Source organism: Streptomyces sp. NPDC086777 (assembly GCF_040702065.1).
Classification (GTDB): Bacteria; Actinomycetota; Actinomycetes; order Streptomycetales; family Streptomycetaceae; genus Streptomyces.
In genome coordinates this window covers 1-15274 of sequence record NZ_JBFBJI010000005.1, presented here as the reverse complement: position 1 = coordinate 15274, position 15274 = coordinate 1, and the positions used below count along the sequence as shown (strand labels likewise).

The following is a 15274-nucleotide window of genomic DNA, read 5'->3' as shown; positions in this document are numbered from 1 at the left end:
CTCCGGCATCCGGGTCCGGACCCTCGGCGGCGTGTAAGGGGATGAAGGCCCTTGGGCCTTCCTCAACGAGTTCGTCTCTACTGGCAGGCCTGGTCGATGACTTGGTCGTACTGGGCGGGAGCGGGCGGGGTCCCCCCTGCTGTTCCTGCTGGTCTCCGTGATGGGCCGCACCCGCGGCATCACGGAGATGCTTGTGAAGGCGCATATCGAGACCCGTGTGGAGCGCGAGCAGCGCGCCACCATGGTCGCGATGGCGCAGGCCCTGCCCGACGGCGGCGCTGCCGCCTGTTTCGAGGAGGGCCAGCCTGCCTGGCTGTTCCGCAAGGACACGGCCGACCCGGCGGGCCACCGGGCCATCACCACGCGGGAGGCCGCGTGAGTGAGGCCGCTCCGGGAGCGGACTTCGAGTCCTTCGTCCTCGAGACCGTCGAGGCGTTCTCCCGACTGGCCCGTGCCCAGGCCGGCGACCTGCACAGCGCGGAAGATGCTGTGCAGGACGCCTACCTGAAGATGTACCGGCGATGGGATCAACTCGTCACCGGCCACGGTTCGCTGACCGTCTACGGCCGCACCGTGGCGAAGCGGGCTGGCATTAACGGTTTGATCCGGCCTCATTTTTCCGGTCTGAGTTGGCCCCACCGGCGGGGCGCGTGGGAGCGTTCAGGGGGTTGTTCCGGCTTGAGTTGGCCGCACCCCGCGGTGGGGTCTGTGACGCTCGCGGTAGGTCGCCGTGAGGGGGCGATGCCGGGTGGCGTCCTCGAAGGAAGAGCTGTTCCTGTTGATCCGCCGGGATTCGTGGCGGGAGGGGCTGTCGTTCGCGCGCTGGCGCGCAAGTACCAGGTCCACCGTCGGCTGGTGCGTGAGGCCCTGTGCTCGACGGTGCCCGCGCCGCGCCGGACGCCACGGCGGTCCTCGCCCAGGCTGGAACCGTTCAAGAAGACGATCGATCGACCAGTGGCTGCTGGACGACCTGGATGCTCCGCCGAAGCAGCGGCACACCGTCAAGAGGATCCTGACCGGCTTCAGCAGGAGGCCGGTGCTGACATCGCCTACTCGACCGTGTGGGACTACGTGCATCGGCGTCGGCAGGAGATCGCCGAGGCGGCCGGGGCGACACCGGCGGCAGGGTTCGTGATCCGCCACAACCAGCCCGGCATGGACGCGGAGGTCGACGTCGGCGAGGCGTGGGTGGACCTGGCCGGCGAGTGCACCAGGTGCTTCGTGTTCGCGTTCCGGCTGGCCTATTCCGGGAAGGCCGTGCACCGCATCACCGCATCACCGCATCACCGCATCGTGCGGACAGGAGGCGTTCTTCGACGGACACGTCCACGCGTTTTGCACGCTGGGCGGTATCCGAGGTGGTCGGATCCGCTGTGACAACCTCTCCCCGGCCGTCTCCCGGGTGATCCACAGGAGCCGGTCCCGGGAGGAGCATCCACGCTGGGCCGACTTCCGCAAGCACTTCTCGATCACCCCCTTCTGCTGCGAGCCGGGCCTTCGCGGGGCCCACGAGAAGGGCGGGGTCGAGGGGCAGGTGGGCTGCTGGCGGCGGAACTACCTGACCCCGGTCCCTCGAGTCGACTCCCTCGACGTGCTCAACGGCGCCTTCGCGCAGTTCGAGCAGACCGAGGAGAACCGGCGGATCGGGATGCGGATCGCACCATCGGCCAGGACTTCGCCCGCGAGGCCCCGCTCCTGCTGCCCCTGCCCGAGGCTCCCTTTGAGACCGGCCTCCCCCTGAATCCGCGGGTCGACCGTTACGGCATGGTCGCCGTCCGGGTCTGCCGCTGCTCGGTCCCGGTCCGCTTCATCGGCCGCACCGTCCATGTCTTCCTGCGCTCGAACGAGGTCGTGGTCTTCCACGGCCGCACCGAGATCGCCCGTCACCCCCGCCTCACCACGAAAGGCGCCGAGCGGGTGGTGCTGGACCACTTCCTGGAAGTCCTGCTGGCCAGGCCCGGCGCCCTGGCCGGCTCCGAGGCCCTGGACCAGGCCCGCCGCGAAGGCACCTTCACCCCCGCCCACGAAGCGTTCTGGTCCACAGCCAAGCACGCGCTCGGCGAGACCGAGGGGACCAAGGCCCTGGTCCAGGTCCTGCTGCTGCACCGACACCTGCAGCACCGCGACGTGGTCGCCGGGATCCATGCCGCGCTCGCGGTGGGGGCCTGCACCGCGGACGTGGTCGCGTTGGAGGCCCGCAAGGCCGCCGAGATGGAGGGCCGGTCCCCGACCGTCACCGCCACCACCGTGCTGTCGGAGCCGGTCGCGCTGCCGGACCTGCCGCTGCCCAGCCTGACCGAACGCCGGGCCACCCGCCTGTCCGCCGACCAGCGGCCGCTGCCCGCCCTCGAACGCTGGGACCAGCTCCTGCACCGCCCCGGAAGGGAATCCCGATGACCGGCCCGCACCACACCCTGACCGAGCCCGCCTCCGACGCCGCCTGCCGGGTCCTGCGGCTGCCGACCATGCGGGCCCAGTTCGCCGACACCGTCGCCCGCGCCGAGCGCGAGCACCTGTCCTACCGCGGCTTCCTCGCCGAACTACTCATGGCCGAGTGCGAGGACCGCGACCGCCGACGGTCCGAACGCCGGATCCGCGCGGCCGGCTTCCGGGTCCGCTACGCGCTCGCCGCGAAGCTCGTCAACGAACTCGTCGAGGCCGCCGACGAGAAACAGCTGACCAAGACCATCGCCCGCTATGGACGCGTCGACCTGCTCTGCATCGATGAACTGGGCTACCTCGAACTGGACCGCCGAGGCGCCGAGATGCTGTTCCAGGTTCTGACCGAAAGGGAGGAGAAGAACAGTGTTGCGATCGCCTCGAACGAATCGTTGGGAGGCTGGACCAAGACCTTCACCGATCCCCGGCTCTGCGCGGCCATCGTGGACCGCCTCACCTTCAGCGGCACCATCATCGAGACCGGCACCGAGTCCTACCGACTCGCCCAGACCAAAGCCAAGCAACAGCGCGGCTAGAAATCGAATGGAGATCCACGACATCCCTGGCAGGCTGGGAGCATGGCGGCTTCCGACGATCAAGAGCTGAGCGCGGCCGTTCAGGATGCCGACTCCCCGGACTGGTCCGTTCGCGCGGCGGCCGGTCGGCGGCTCGCGACATCGGACAAGATCGACGAAGCGGCGGACGTCCTCCACCGTCTCCTCTTGGATCTCCAAGACTCCGGGGTCACCCAAGAGACGGCCGAAGCCCTGCTCGCGCGCAAGGACTCCGCCGGCCTCCGCTGCGTGCTGTTGGCCAGTAGCCAGGCTGTCCAGTTCTGGACCGCAGATCAGCTTGAAGCCGCTCTGGACTGCGACCCCGAATGGATGACGACCGAAGGCGCGGACCGGCTGATCCACCAGCTGCAGGAGCTGGCCGCGGATGACGACGCCGGGGTCCGGGACGAGGCCCAAAGGATCCTCTCGCGTCTGCGGCCGCGCGAGGAATGGGCACGAGTCTCGGACGACGACCCGCTCTGATCCGACACGGCAGCACCACCACGTCCTCATGGGCCGGTCCGCCACCGACGGGGCCACTTCGAGCCGGAAGCCGGGGCCAACTCAAGCCGGAAGCCGCACCGAGAGAGCCGTGAGATGGGGCCAGTTCGGGCCGGAAAAGTGGGGCCAGTTCAGACCGTTAAAGCCTCATGGAGTCCTTGTGTCGGCTGTGGCTGGGTTGAGGAGTTGTCACTGAAGGGATTGTCAACCGGGTTTCCGGTCGGTGCGGCGTCAGCTGGGCAGGCGCTAGTGCGGACGTGGTACGGCTTGTACCCACCAGCGGTAAAGTGTGCTGGCCGGCTGCGTGAGCCTTGTCCACTTTGGTTTCTGTGTTGCTGTCAAGCCGGGGGCTGACCAAGCACCTACCACCGCCGGGTTCTTGCCGGGCTGTCGCCGGTCCTTGCCGTCGCCCAGTTACATGGGATCATGACGCGAACGCTTTCCGTACGCGTTTGGTACGCGGCATGTGCGCTTCACGCTAGGGTCGGGGGCAGGAGGTTGTGTATGTCGGAGCTGTTCGACGCGGTCGACGCGCTCATCGCGTCCCGTTCCCCGCTGCCGTCCCCGGCTGAGCGCAGGCGGCTGCGCCAGGCGCATGGCCTGACGCTGGACGAGGTGGCCGCCGCACTGCAGGTGCGGCGGGCGACGGTCAGCGGCTGGGAGGCCGGCAAGACCGAGCCGCGGCCGCCGGAGCGTGACGCCTACGCCCGCATGCTCGAGCAACTCGCCCAGCTCTACCCCGTGGATCCCAACGCCGCGGCGCCCGCGACGGACACGGCGGTCCCCGAGACGCTTGCCGTCCCGGCCGCTCCTGCGTCAACGGGAGCGGAACCGGCCAAAGCCCGCACCGAACCCACAGGCCCGATCCTGGAACCTGCTTCCGAGAACACCGCACTGCGCCCCGCCGCTGGACCGCATCCGGCGGTCACGACCAGGCCGACATCGCGCCGCCCGCCCGCGCGGAAAGCTGTCCTTGCCGGCAGCCTGGCGGGTGGCGCCGATCCGTGTTTCGAGAACGGCCCGCTCGCGGTCGTCGACGTTGACGCCGGGGGCCAGGCGTACGCGTACGGCGTTGGCGGCCTGATCCTGGATGTGCCCGCCAAGAGCATCCCGTCCCTGGTGGACTGGACGCTCAAGGAGGCGAAGCTCGGGGCGCCGAAGCTGTCGGGTCCGGGCAAGGACGCCGATCCGCTGCTGGTGCTCACCGAGGCTGCGCTGGAGCGTTATGGCCTGCCAGTTGCGCTCACGGATGAGGAGCGGCTGGCCGGGCGGATTCCGGAGGGGCACAAGGTCATCAAGCAGCTGGTGCGCGCGGGGTGGCAGTTGACGAAGCGCGGGTTCGGGCCGTGGGCGCGGATCTACCGCCCCGCGCAGGGCTCGGAGCGGTCTTGCGTGCAGTTGTGCATTCCGTCGTGGGACGCGCTCGATGCCCGGCACTGGGCCGGTGCGGGGCAGCTGCCGCCGGCGGACCTTGCCCGGCTGCTGGGCACGTATGCGGTCCGTGTGATGACGCCGCGCGGATCGGCCGCCGTGACCGGTCTTGAGCTGATGACCGCCCTGCACCCGCCCACCCGCGCCTCCGAACCGGACGCGACGGGGAAGCGGCACTCCGAGCACAACCCCGGCTCGCTGGGCAAGGATCCGGTGGACTGCGCGCCGTGCGAGGCCCCCGACGGGCACCCGCTGCTCGCCGACCTGCCGCGCTTCCACCAGCGCGGTCCTGCGCAGATGTTGGTGGAGGAGGCGTACGACTGGGCGCGCCCGCTCACCGACGCCGAATGCCTTCGCCCCCACCTGGTGGGCATCGACGTGAACATGGCCTTCGCCGCCGGCGCGAACGGCCTTAACGTCGGCCTGGGCGCGCCGACGCACGTCAAGAACCCCGTCTTCGACGCGAAACTGCCCGGCTCCTGGCTGGTCGACCTCAGCCACGTCGACCTGTCCCGCGTGAAGCTCGCAAAGCAGTGGAGGGACCTGGACGGCGAGCTGCTGCCAAGTCCGTTTACGCCGAAGGGTGACCGCCCGACAGGCCCGGCCTGGTATGCCACGCCCACCGTCGCCTACGCGGTGGAGCTCGGCTACGACGTCACGCCGACCGAGGCATGGGTGCGGTACGACAACGGCCGCTACCTGGACGCCTGGTACAACCGGCTGCGCGACGCCTACCTCGCCACGATGGCCGACCTCGGGGTGGGCGCGGACCTGCCGCCGGAGGAGTTCCTCGCGGCGATGGACGGCTACCGGCAGCGCGACCCCGAGCTGGCGATGGTGGTGTCCGCGATCAAGGCGACCGTGAAGGGCGGCATCGGCAAGCTGCGCGAGCGCCCGCGCGGGGAGGGCTGGAAACCCGGGCAGCCGTGGCGGGCCCTCGCCCGGCCGACGTGGCGCCCGGACATCCGCGCCGCTGTTATCTCCCGGACCCGGATCAACTTGCATCGCAAGATCGTCAAGCATGCGGCGTTCACCGGGCAGTACCCGGTGGCCATCCTCTCGGACTGCGCCGTCTACGCCTCCTACGGGCCCTCCCCGCTGGACTTCCTGCCCTACCGGGACGGCAAGCCGCTGCCGGGCGGCTTCAAGCTCGGCATCAACCCCGGGCTGGTGAAGTGGGAGGGCACCCAGAGCGTGCTGTGGGGCGAGGGCGTGCGCGACCAGTTCAACGCTCCGGAGCTCAACCTCGCCCGCTACATCAAGGACGGCACCGTCACCGATCAGGACACGGGGGAGTAGGCAGACCGCGATGAGCATGTTCGGCGACGGCCTGGACGCCGCGGTGCAGAAGGCGTTCACCCGCCCGGCGCCCAAGAGCGCGCCCGCGCAGATGCGGTACCTGGTCAAGCAGCTCAAGGGCACCAGGCCGGTCGCCCAGATGCTGCGCATCTCCCAGCGCACCGTCGAACGGTACGTCAAGGACCAGATCAAAAAGCCCCGTCCGGACCTCGCCGCCCGCCTGGAGCGTGAGGTGAAGAAGCGGTGGCAGCCGCAGATCCGGGCCAAGGCGCGGCAGAAGGCGGCGACCACCGGCGGCATCGTCATCGACGCCCGCGCCCGGATCGGCTACACCGCTCCGATCGGCACGACGGACGAGGACCGGCTCCGTCACCTCACGGTCGCGCTGCCGCCGCAGTACGCCGCCCGCCTCTTCGACGCCCAGGAGCAGGGCGCCAGCGACCAGCAGCTCCAGCAGATCGCCGCCGACGCACTCAAGGAGGTGTACTTCCAGGACAACGGCCGCCGCGCCGGCCAATTGGAGGAGGTCCGTTTCACCGACATCGAGCACCTTGAGTTCGACCTGTAGGTCCCCAACAGCCGCAGACCCCGCCGACGGCACTGCGGAGGAGCGCTTCAGCTGAGGACAGGGCGCTGGGGTCGGCGCTTTCCAGGTTTGGGCCAGATCACGAGGTCCAGATCGGGTCGTCCGGAGCAGGCCGTCCTGAGAATCGCTGGAGTGGATCTCCGGCAAGAGAGAGCTGGCGGCGCGCCGTGGTGATGAAGTCGTTCTGCGCTGCTTCCACGCGCGAGCGCAAAGTGAACCAGCTCTCCTCAGGGGTCAGGCCGCGTTTGACCACGGTGTGCAGGCGCCATATCTGCTCGTCGAGGGCGTGGGCGGCTTCCGCGATGTCCTTGTCGGCGACGAGGTTCACCATGCTCAGGGCCTCGTTCCACGGTCGCCAGTCGATGGTGGTGGGGCGCGCGACACCTTGCGGAACGGAGTCTGGTCGACTGCTCTCCATCTCGCTGAGGCTCACGAGGACACTCGATGATTCGCGGAGCACGCGTGCGCAGGTTGCTGCCACCTTGTCCCGGACCCAGTGTCTGTCCTGTGCCTTTCTGCTGACCACGCTCCCCGCGAAAACGCCGATCAGAGTTGTTGCAACCGCTCCGGTAGAGGCGGCAAGTGAACTCCACAGCGCGGACATGCCATCAATTGTGGCGCAGCGGGGAACAGTCCCGTAGCCGTCTCGACGCAGTGCTACGGGACTGCTGTGGGCGGGACTTCGCACGTCGCTTCATAGACCATGAGGCGGGGCCTGCACGCCGACAGCTGTCAGTAACGCCTGCTGGTGAGGGTGGAGTTGGTACCAGAGGGTGGTCTGTTTGCGGGCCCAGCGCCGGAGTTCGGGCGGGAGCGGCTGGCCGGTGGCGTGGAGGGCGCGGTGCTGGTGGTATTTGCGTTGCCGGGCGAAGGGCCAGGGCGGGTTCCACCAGGGGCGAGGAGGGTGAGTTCTTGCAGGGTGCGGGCGGACAGGAGGCCTGCGCGGGCTTTGCGTCGCTGCTGGATGAGCCAGTGCCCCAGGGCGAAGCCGTGGTGGTGGGTCTGTTTGAACACGGCGAGGTGCCCGTGGGCGGCGGCGTAGGAGCGGGCGTGGGGGAGACCTTCGCCCGGTGGGTAGCGGCGTGTCGCCGCGGGTGTCGATACGGGTTCGGTGGCGGTGGCGGCGCCGAGGTCGGCCAGGAGTTCTTGCTGGGTGGGGTGGAGGCTGTCCCACAGCCGTGTCTGGCTGGTGATCCAGCGGCCTTGGGTCGCTGTCAGGCTGCCGCTGGTCGTGGCGGTGCGTGCCCGGTGGTAGACGCGCTGCCAGGCCAGGGGCCAGGGCGGATCCCAGTGCGGGTCCAGGGCGTTCAGCGCGGCGATCCGGGCGGGGTCGGTGCGCCCGTCAGCGACGCGTGTCGTTGGCGTAGGAGCCAGCTGCCCAGGGGGCAGTCGTTGTGGCGGGTCCGTTCGGCCACCGCCAGGTGCCCGTGTTCGGCGGCATAGCTCCGTGCGTGGGCGAGCCCTGTGTCCACGATGGCGGGGCTTTGGCCGGCCTCGGTCACGGCGCGGGCGACGGCAGAGGTGATACCGACCGTCCGCGAGGAGGTTCTGCTGCTCGGGCTGCAGGACGTCGTGCCGGGCGCACTGACGGCGCAGCCACACTGTCACCTCGTCCTCGTCCCCGCCGTGATGCGGGCCGGGCGCCTTCAGCCCTCCCTCCTGCCATCGCTTACGAGCCTGCTGGTAACGCCGCTGCCAGGGATAGGGCCAGGGCGGGCTCCACCAGGGATCGAGCTCGGCCAGCAGCCCGCCACGCGGCCACACGCCTCCGGTGGCTTGAGCGTGCCAGCGGACCTGGCGGCCCTGCTCCACCAGCCAACGGCCCAGGGCAAACCCGTCGTGCACGTACTCCGAGAGCACTGCCAGGTGCCCGTAGGCCGCGGCGAAGGAACGAGCGCCGGCCATGCCGTCCAAGGCCCACAGACCGACAGCAGCAACCTGCCCGTTCACAGCCTGGGACGCCCCGGTCCCGCCCCGCACGTTCGCGGCTTCCTCGGCCGTGATGCCGATGTCGGCCAGCAGGCGCTGCTGGCCGGGGTTCAGACCCCGATATGCGGCACATTGCCGCGACAGCCACAGGACGAGATCCGCTTCGACTCCGGGAAATCCGCCCCCCGCATCGAGCCCACCCCTGCTCTCCACCAGCCGCCGGGCCTGCACGCAGGTACGCTGCCAGGCTGGCCCCCAGGGTGGGTTCCACCAGGGATCGATGGCGTCGAGTGCGCGAGAGCGCTCCGTGGGATCCGGGCTCCGGCGCGCCCTGCGGCGCCGGCGTGCGAGCCACGATCCCAGCGGATACCCCTGGTACATCGTGTCCTTGTCCGCGGCGGTCAGGCAACCGTGCTCGGCGGCATAGGACCTGGCGTGCGTCAGCCCCCTCCCGAAGCCGGCCTGGACGGCGACCCGCCGCGCCAGCGCGGCGCGCGCCGCCTCGGCCGTGATGCCGATGTCCGCGAGCAGACGCCGCTGTTCAGGATGGAGAGTGCTGTAGTGGGTGCACTGCAGATACAGCCACTCGCCGTTGAGTATCTGCGTGCCGGGAAATCCCGCGGCGCAATCGGGCGGACCGGCAACCGCGGCGTGATCGCGCGCCCGGTAGTACGAGCGCTGCCACTGCACCGACCAGGGGACATTCCACCACGGGTCCAAGGCCGCCAGCGCCTGCGCACGGTCCGGCACCATCGCCCAGGCCCTGGCCTGGACGTTGCCCAGCCATTCCCCAAGCCGATAGGAATCGACGACCACGGTGTCCTTCGGGACCGCAAGATTGCCGTGTCCGCGCACGTAGCGGCCGGCATGCGCCAGGCCGGCCGCGAAGGCTTCGTCCGCCTGCCGACTGTGTCCGCGCCGCCGCCCACCCTCCGCGCGCTGGCCGCCGGTCCCCACGCGCGCCCGTACCGCGAGCTTGGGGGCGCTGACGGTGAGCCGGAGCCACCGCCCACATCTCCTGGCCCTCAGCGCTTGTCCCGCCCTGCGCCCGCACGCACTGATACGCCCACGCGAAGAGAGGGCCCGACGTCTCCTGCGCCAACTGCTCCACGTACCAGGGCCGCCGCATACAGCCTGCAACAGCCGTCAAGAGCGTCGGCAGATCAGCCAGGCGAAAGGGAACATGGTCCTGCGCCTCGGCCACCACACGGCGCCGGAAGTCGGCACCGGCCAGCAGCGTGGCCAGGGCAACGGTCTCCGGAAAGGTCACCAGCTCCCGCGCCACGACCTGCCACGCGTCCTGGCCCAAGCCGTCGCTGTCCAGGCTCCGTAGCCGCGTCGGCCACACATGCTCCCGCGGCCACGTCTGCCACCACCACGACGCGGTCACTGCCTGCGCCGCCGCAAAGGCGTCCGCTGCCCGCGCGGAACGGCGCAGCAGCCTCACGTGATGGTGCCGGGCCTCCAGCATCTGCCCGCTCCCGGCCAGGTTCACCACTCGGCCGACCGTGCCCAGGATCTGCATAAGCCACCGGCGATGAGGCAGGCACACCCACCGCTCAGGTCCCAGATACAGGCCAGCAGCCTCCGGCCTTCCGGTACGCCGCGCCGTGCATGCAGGGCAGGCTGGTCCCCAGCGTCGTACCTTCTCCGCGGTGTGGTGGAACTGCGCTGCCGGCCCTGTGGCGAACCGGCGACGAGGCTCCTCCTGCGCCCAGGCGGCCAGCGCCCGCAGCAGGCCGTCCTGCGGGACGCGGCACAGTTGCGCTACCCGGTCCCGTGCTTCCTGGTCCAGATAGATCTCGCTGTCAGACCGCACCCTGCCCATCACGTTCGGCAGTCCGCCCACGCCGACGATCGCCGCCAGCAGGTCCCTGTGGCGGCCGCCAGTTCACCGAACAGCCCGGCGACCCCTTCGAGGAGCCGCAGCCGCGAACGCCATGCCGTAGCGTGCCGCCGGCCGGATAAGGAACGACTGCGTCATTTCCCCCTGCAGCGGCCCCACGCGTAGCACACCGCTCGACGGCGCGATCGGTCCAGCCGCTGCCAGCTTCCGCTCTTCGCCGCTCATTCCACCCGCCCGTCAGCCCTGGCCCCGTAACCACCTGCAGGCCCCACCCGGTTACGGCTCCGACCTGACTGGCCTGGGCATCCCGCAAACACAGGCAGTCATGCCCACTCGACCCCCAGCTCCGCGAGGGCAGCGCGCTGCTCCTGAGTGAGCCTGTCGCGGCGGGCCTTGGTGTTGGAGATCCACACGCCCAGCTTCACGGCAACCGGCTCCGCCTCATCGTCGACGACGATTTCTTCACTGTGTGCGCGTGGAACCGGCCTGCCCGCGCCTTCCCGCTCGATCCACTGAGCGAGGGCCCTCACGCCGCGTTGGAAGGCCGCTGATGCCTTGCCTGAGGCCTTGCCGTTCTTGGTGGCCGGTGCCGGGGCGGGCTTCACACCGAGCTCGGACAGTCGCCGCTGCTGCTCTTCCGACAACTCCGCCCAGAAATTCGCCTGCCGCTGGAGCCACCGCCCGAGGTCGTCGCCTTCGAAGACCACGCCGGGCTGGATTTCGGGCAGGGCACCGTCGGGTTCGTCGGCGGCGAGGTCGGCGAGGACGCGGTAGTGCCGCTGCCAGTCCAACGGCCACGGGCAGTCCCAGTCCGGGTCGATCTGAGTGAGCTGAGCAGCGCGGGCCGCCGCGCGCTCGGGATCTTTGCCGAGGCCGCCCTTCCTGCGGAGGTTGGCCATGTGCTGCCCGACGGGGATCAAGTCGTTCCCTGTCCCCAGGCTCGCTCCCTCGCCCCAGAGAGCGTCCTGCCTCGGGGCGAGGTGCCCGTGCGCACGGCGGAAAGACCGGAGCACGGCGAGCTTGGCTTCCCACGCTTCCTCACCCGGCTCCCACACCATCCCGGCCTCTTTGGCGTCCAGCAGTTCCTTGCGCCGCTCCTCCAGCTCGCCCGCCCGCAGCGCCTTGCGCTGCTGGTGCACCCACCTGCCCAGCGGGAAGTCTTTGGTGACACCCACCGTCGTCTCGGTGTCGTACGGGACGGCGTACAGGCCGGTGATCTCGTTCTCGGCCCGCCAGCGGATGAGGGCCTGGTAGCCCTCCAGCCAGACCAGTGAGTCCGGCCGGTAGACGCGGGTGCGCAGGAACGCCGCGATGGTCGCCGCGTCCCGGGGAGTGCTGAAGTGGAGCAGGGCTGATTCGGCGGCGGCCCGGGTGTCGTCGTGCTCCTGGTCCTCGCCGTCACTCTCGCCGCCGGCGCCGATGATCCGGCCGTCCTCATCGCGCCGGACGTGGACCTTGCGCTTGCCGCTGGTGAGGGCGCGGGAGGCGAGCTGCTCGACCAGGCGCTCATCGTGACTGCGCAGGCCCTGGAGCACGGCCACGAGCGGCTTGAAGCTCGCGCTGGCCACCATGTCGGTCGGGTCCTCGCCCGGTTCGAGGAAGACCGGCACGACGATCCTGGCCACCTTGGTGGAGCCGTCCCGGTTCAGGCGGAGCGCGCGGCCGATGTTCTGCACGATCTCGACCTGGGAGCCGCGGGTGTCGGCGAAGCAGATCGCTTCGACACCGCGCTCGCCGGTGATGTCGACGCCTTCCCCGAGGACCCGTACGGAGGCGAGGAACGCGCGGTGTACGCGCCGGTTGTTGGCGTCGATGCCGCCTGCGAACTGCCGGATGACCTCGCGGCGTTCGGCCACCAGGTGGTCGCCGCACAGCCACGCCGACCATACCCGGTCCGGCGGCACGTGGCGGCCGGCCTCCAGCCCGTAGAACTCCGCGTCGATCGACGACGCGGGCAGTTCCTTCTCCGCCTTGACCATGGTCTCGTCATCGGTCTCGGTGACGTACAGCTCGGCAGCGGTCTTCGGCAGCGCCTCCGCGAACGCGGCGGCCTCCTCCACCTTCTGATGGAAGGTCATGACGGTGCGCAGGTTGTATGCCGCGGCGTGCTCCAGGAGCGCGGTCTGCAGCAGGGCCAGGCGCCGGCCCCGCAGCGCCTCCTCCGACAGCCCGAGCACGGGTGAGGGGTCGCGGATCTCCAGCACATCGATCTCGAACGGGGCGAGGATCTCCCGCTCGATCGCCTCGCTCAGCCCGAGTTCGGCCAGCCACGACCCGTACGTCCCGTCCGGGTCGTCGGTCATGCTCGCGATCTCCAGCTCCTGGCCGTCCTTCCCGCGCTGCGGGCGAGGCGCGGCGAGGATGCGCGGGGTCGCCGTCAGGTAGAGCCGGAAGGCGGCAGGGATGCGGGCGTTGTCGTGGATCGCCGCCCACGGCCGACCAAGATCACCGGCGGTTCCGTGGGCCTCATCCACGATTGCGAGGTCGAAGCCTGCCATCTGCTGCCCGTACAGCCGCTCCCCGCCCGCTAGAGCGGCCTCCAGCGGCCCGCGAACCTTCCGCTGGCCCTCGGGTGCGTCGATATCCCCGCGGTCCACGAGAGAGGCGTAAGTGGCGAACACGACCACGGGCCCCGAGCCCGCCCACAGGGCGAGCTGGATGGCGTTCGTGGTGGCACGCACCCCCAACTCGTTCAGGACCGTGTCGTTCTCCAGCGAGCACACCGCGACCATGGGGGAGCGGTGACCCACCGCCCGCCACGCCTGGGCGGTCTGCACGAGCAGGTCCAGGGTCGGCACCGTGACGAGGATCCGACCCTCGGGGAAGCACTCCAGCGCGCTCGCGGCAGCCATGATCGTTTTACCGGAGCCGGTCGCTGACACGATCGTGCCACGGGCACCCTGAGGAGGTACGGATGACCTTGCAAGGAATCCGACCCACCTACGAAAGGCCGACTTCTGGTCGAGCTGGTGTTTCTTGAGCGGAATCCTACTCATCGCCCGTACCTTTCCCCCGTGTCATAGAGCCAGCTGTTCTGAAGCCTTTCGAGCGCGGTTTCCTCCTGGCCGTGCTTCGCCCAGATCCCTTCGAGCCAGAGCGGGGATGTCTCGATCCTCTCGCACAGCACCAGGAACCCGGGCAGGTCGATCAGCACGAGCTCGCCGGCGAACATGCCGCCGGGCCCGTAACGGCGCCACAGCCGCTCCAGCCGCGCCCGGTGCTCGTGCAGGTACGCCTCCAACGCCTGCGGGTAGGTCTTCCGCTCCGCCATGCGCACGGTCCGCAGGGCGACGTCCACGAGCTCCTGGGCCGACTCCCTGTCCCACTGCTCCGCGCTGGTGCCGGTCACGGCCGCGTAGTGCTGCTCGCAGACGGCGAGGACCTGCTCGATGAGCTCCGCCGAGGCCTGGCTGTCCTCGTCATCGCGGGGGCGCCGGCCTTCGGCTTCCAACAGACGTACGGAGGGCCGGGCGTCGGCTTCCACCAGGTCCAGGCCGTGATGGGCGAGGTGGGCCAGGAGCAGGCGGGACAGGACCTGCCCGTCCCTGGCGTACAGCTGAGCGTGCTCCTCTCCGCTGTCGGGGGAGACGATGGCGCGAGTGAAGACGGTGTTGAAGAAGAACTCGGACAGGACGTCGACAAGCTCCGTGTGTGCAGAGGTCGACTGGTCGTCCAGGGCGGCAACAGCGGCGTCCATGACTGCACTGAGGAACCGCTCGCGAGCGGCCCGCAGTTGACGAGCCTCGCTCTGCGGGCTCTCCTCGACAGCCTCCACAACGCGGTACAAGCCCTGGTCCCCGTACAGGCCACCCGGCTTCTCCTTTGCCCGGCGCACCTTTGCCACAGCCTCCTCAACCGACCGCGCGTAGGTGTAGTTCGTCACCACCGAGGCCCCGGGGTGAGCCGGGTCGGTCCGCTGCGCCACGATCCGATAGCGGATCAGCCCGGAGTCAGACTCCACCGCCCCTCCTCCTTCACGGACCCGCAGCGCCTGGCGCCAGCGGTCCGCCTGCGCGTCGTTCTCGGGAGGAGTAGACGTCCCACGCCATACCACCCATCAAGGTCCAGATGCGCCGCAGCTCGTTCCGCCGAACAGCAGTCAGCCGCTCCTTCGTGCTGAGGGGCCTTGTTTGGCCCGCGCGGCTTTCCCGGCCGCGCGCAGCCACCAGCCCCTCGTGGATCTGTTCCGCCGTCAATCCGGTAACCTCATGCTGGATTTCCTCCCGCGTCTTGAGGCGTATTTCGACGCTCAATAAAGTCAAGTCGTCCCCTCCTTCACGACCCCACCCGGATGGTTGTGGGTGTCTCGCATTTCTGCCAACAGTACATGGTGTATCAATCTGATGCACCCACTACACTGGAACTCACACGAACGAGCAACCCCACCTCTCGCAGCCAGTCAGGCCCGCGTCAGCGGGCCTCAACGGTTCTGGAGGCGCAGCCGGAAGGACCGTCAGGCAGGGGAGTGCAGCGGACCTGCCAGCCAGGCTGGAGCGAAGCGAAAGCCTGATAACGGGACGGAGTCCCGCCGGTCCGGGAGCGCAGCGAACGGACCGTCACCCTGCCTGCGCAGCAGGCAGGGTGTGCGGGTGGCGCAGCCGCACCACCCGGTCGCCGTTGGCGGCGACCTCCGCGTCGTGGGTGGCGATCAGCATCGTCATCCCGTACCGCTCGCGCAGCGACATCAGC

General features: G+C 69.8%; 10 protein-coding genes and 3 pseudogenes. 7 read left to right on the top strand and 6 right to left on the bottom strand.

Annotated features, from left to right (window positions below; all coding sequences use genetic code 11):
• Nucleotides 1-193 precede the first annotated feature (193 nt).
• The 7 genes and pseudogenes from AB0472_RS08910 to AB0472_RS08880 all read left to right on the top strand — a co-directional run bounded on the left by AB0472_RS08910 (nucleotide 194) and on the right by AB0472_RS08880 (nucleotide 6792).
• Entirely contained in the window at nucleotides 194-379 is a 186-nt protein-coding gene (locus tag AB0472_RS08910) for a hypothetical protein (protein ID WP_366354692.1), read from the top strand.
• Nucleotides 376-585: pseudogene (locus AB0472_RS08905) on the top strand (sigma factor); the annotation flags it as partial. The gene AB0472_RS08910 and the pseudogene AB0472_RS08905, both read left to right, overlap by 4 nt.
• A gap of 163 nt (nucleotides 586-748) precedes the next feature.
• Nucleotides 749-2397, top strand: a pseudogene (gene istA, locus AB0472_RS08900) (IS21 family transposase).
• Nucleotides 2394-2975 (top strand): ATP-binding protein, encoded by a 582-nt coding sequence (locus AB0472_RS08895; RefSeq protein WP_366354691.1) that lies wholly within the window; start codon nucleotides 2394-2396, stop codon nucleotides 2973-2975. Before istA ends, AB0472_RS08895 begins: the two are co-directional and overlap by 4 nt.
• A gap of 42 nt (nucleotides 2976-3017) precedes the next feature.
• Nucleotides 3018-3476 carry a hypothetical protein gene (locus AB0472_RS08890; RefSeq protein WP_366354690.1) on the top strand — a complete coding sequence of 153 codons (459 nt, stop codon included), beginning with the start codon at nucleotides 3018-3020 and terminating at the stop codon, nucleotides 3474-3476.
• Between the two features lie 522 nt (nucleotides 3477-3998).
• On the top strand, nucleotides 3999-6224 hold the full coding sequence (locus tag AB0472_RS08885; RefSeq protein ID WP_366354688.1) for a helix-turn-helix domain-containing protein: 2226 nt from the start codon (nucleotides 3999-4001) through the stop codon (nucleotides 6222-6224).
• A gap of 10 nt (nucleotides 6225-6234) precedes the next feature.
• Nucleotides 6235-6792, top strand: coding sequence for an XRE family transcriptional regulator (locus tag AB0472_RS08880; protein ID WP_366354687.1), 558 nt, complete (start codon nucleotides 6235-6237; stop codon nucleotides 6790-6792).
• Between the two features lie 97 nt (nucleotides 6793-6889).
• On the opposite strand, the gene AB0472_RS08875 is transcribed toward AB0472_RS08880, so the two are convergent.
• The 6 genes and pseudogenes from AB0472_RS08875 to AB0472_RS08850 all read right to left on the bottom strand — a co-directional run bounded on the left by AB0472_RS08875 (nucleotide 6890) and on the right by AB0472_RS08850 (nucleotide 14546).
• Nucleotides 6890-7414: a hypothetical protein gene (locus AB0472_RS08875; protein WP_366354685.1), complete on the bottom strand. Its 525-nt coding sequence runs from the start codon at nucleotides 7412-7414 to the stop codon at nucleotides 6890-6892.
• Between the two features lie 128 nt (nucleotides 7415-7542).
• Nucleotides 7543-7950 carry a helicase associated domain-containing protein gene (locus AB0472_RS08870; protein ID WP_366355170.1) on the bottom strand — a complete coding sequence of 136 codons (408 nt, stop codon included), beginning with the start codon at nucleotides 7948-7950 and terminating at the stop codon, nucleotides 7543-7545.
• A 167-nt stretch (nucleotides 7951-8117) separates the two neighbouring features.
• Nucleotides 8118-8225 (bottom strand): hypothetical protein, encoded by a 108-nt coding sequence (locus AB0472_RS08865; protein ID WP_366355169.1) that lies wholly within the window; start codon nucleotides 8223-8225, stop codon nucleotides 8118-8120.
• An 802-nt stretch (nucleotides 8226-9027) separates the two neighbouring features.
• Nucleotides 9028-9696, bottom strand: a pseudogene (locus tag AB0472_RS08860) (helicase associated domain-containing protein); the annotation flags it as partial.
• A gap of 1212 nt (nucleotides 9697-10908) precedes the next feature.
• Nucleotides 10909-13581: a Helicase associated domain protein gene (locus AB0472_RS08855; RefSeq protein ID WP_366354684.1), complete on the bottom strand. Its 2673-nt coding sequence runs from the start codon at nucleotides 13579-13581 to the stop codon at nucleotides 10909-10911.
• Nucleotides 13578-14546, bottom strand: coding sequence for a hypothetical protein (locus AB0472_RS08850; RefSeq protein WP_366354682.1), 969 nt, complete (start codon nucleotides 14544-14546; stop codon nucleotides 13578-13580). The genes AB0472_RS08855 and AB0472_RS08850 overlap by 4 nt, the downstream gene beginning before the upstream one ends.
• Nucleotides 14547-15274 lie beyond the last annotated feature (728 nt).

Excerpts from the sequence above, each read along its gene's own strand:
- AB0472_RS08895 (WP_366354691.1), top strand. The coding sequence starts at position 2,394 with ATGACCGGCCCGCACCACACCCTGACCGAGCCCGCCTCCGACGCCGCC.
- AB0472_RS08890 (WP_366354690.1), top strand. The coding sequence starts at position 3,018 with ATGGCGGCTTCCGACGATCAAGAGCTGAGCGCGGCCGTTCAGGATGCC.
- AB0472_RS08885 (WP_366354688.1), top strand. The coding sequence starts at position 3,999 with ATGTCGGAGCTGTTCGACGCGGTCGACGCGCTCATCGCGTCCCGTTCC.
- AB0472_RS08880 (WP_366354687.1), top strand. The coding sequence starts at position 6,235 with ATGAGCATGTTCGGCGACGGCCTGGACGCCGCGGTGCAGAAGGCGTTC.
- AB0472_RS08875 (WP_366354685.1), bottom strand. The coding sequence starts at position 7,414 with ATGTCCGCGCTGTGGAGTTCACTTGCCGCCTCTACCGGAGCGGTTGCA.
- AB0472_RS08855 (WP_366354684.1), bottom strand. The coding sequence starts at position 13,581 with ATGAGTAGGATTCCGCTCAAGAAACACCAGCTCGACCAGAAGTCGGCC.